The sequence below is a fragment of the Pseudonocardia halophobica genome, assembly GCF_027922425.1.
Taxonomy (GTDB): domain Bacteria; phylum Actinomycetota; class Actinomycetes; order Mycobacteriales; family Pseudonocardiaceae; genus Pseudonocardia; species Pseudonocardia halophobica.
The window spans coordinates 1-1,072 of sequence record NZ_BSFQ01000140.1 but is presented as its reverse complement, the minus strand read 5'-3'; the positions used below and the strand labels follow the sequence as shown (position 1 = coordinate 1,072).

Annotated in this window: 3 protein-coding genes; all 3 read right to left on the bottom strand. The window is 71.9% G+C overall.

Annotation, left to right across the window (positions count from 1 at the left end; translation table 11 throughout):
- Positions 1–193: PfkB family carbohydrate kinase (locus tag PKE99_RS37725; protein WP_271215052.1), on the bottom strand; the 193-nt coding region annotated here is incomplete at its 3' end.
- Positions 190–603: a substrate-binding domain-containing protein gene (locus PKE99_RS37720; protein ID WP_037054502.1), complete on the bottom strand. Its 414-nt coding sequence runs from the start codon at positions 601–603 to the stop codon at positions 190–192. The genes PKE99_RS37720 and PKE99_RS37725, both read right to left, overlap by 4 nt.
- 28 nt (positions 604–631) lie before the next feature.
- Positions 632–1,072: glutamine amidotransferase (locus PKE99_RS37715; protein WP_271215051.1), on the bottom strand; the 441-nt coding region annotated here is incomplete at its 5' end.

Sequence of the window (1,072 nt, the reverse complement as noted above, 5' to 3'; positions counted from 1 at the left end):
CCGCGCCGAGGGCGCCGCAGTAGCGGACCTCGGCGCCGGCCCGGGCCGCGGCAACCGCCGCGTTCGCACCCTTCCCGCCGCCGTGCCGCTCGACGCCCGGACCCACCACGGTCTCCCCCGGCCCCGGCAGCCGGTCGGTGTGCACCACGAGGTCGACGTTCACCGCGCCGACCACCATCACCCGGGGCGTCATCCGTCCACCGCCGGTGGGCACACGGACTCCCGCACCTGGACAACGGCCGGAAGCTCGCCGATCGCGCCGGACTCGCCCTTCTCCAGCAAGTCGAACAGAGCCGACGCCGCCCGGAAGCCCATGTCGTGCGCAGGCTGACGGACGGTGGTCAACCGCGGCGTGAGCAACGCGGAGACCGGGAGGTCGTCGAAATCGACGACACTCACCTCCTCCGGCACCCGCAGCCCCGCCTCGCGACAGTGCTCCGGGTACTCGAGGACCCGCACGGCATCGAGCACCCGCTCCCGCCGCTCCGGGGCGACCGGCCCGGAGTCGTTGAGCACATGACTCACCGTGCTCACAGACACCCGGGCGTGCTTGGCCACGTCCTTCATCGTGGGCCGCCTACGCCTGCGGTCGGACTGCGTCACGTCACGTCACCTTCGGGCACTCAGGGACTCACTCACCACGCGAACCACCTGCGGCCCAGGACAGTATCGACGTCCACAGAGCCGCATAGTGCTCCCACCCCACGAACTCCGGCGGCGCCCAATGCGGGGCGAGGTCCGAGGTGAACGCCACCGTGCGACCCCGCCCGTACTCCCCCACCACCAACAGCGGGTCATCACCGGCCCGCGCGACCACCGTGGAGCCCTCCTTCGGGAACGTCCGGTTGTAGCCCAACAGCATCGGCCACTCCGCCGGCGTACCGCCCAGCACCGGGTGGGCCGGGTCGCACACGTCCACCTTCAGCCCGTCGGACATCTCCACGCGGTCGTCGGTGGCCATCAGGTCCACCGGCAACACGCCCGCCAGCGGGCTCATCCCGTATCGCGCCTTGCCGTCGATCCCGGTGAACGACAGGTACCCCCCGATCATCACCAGCCCCCCGCCGCGGCC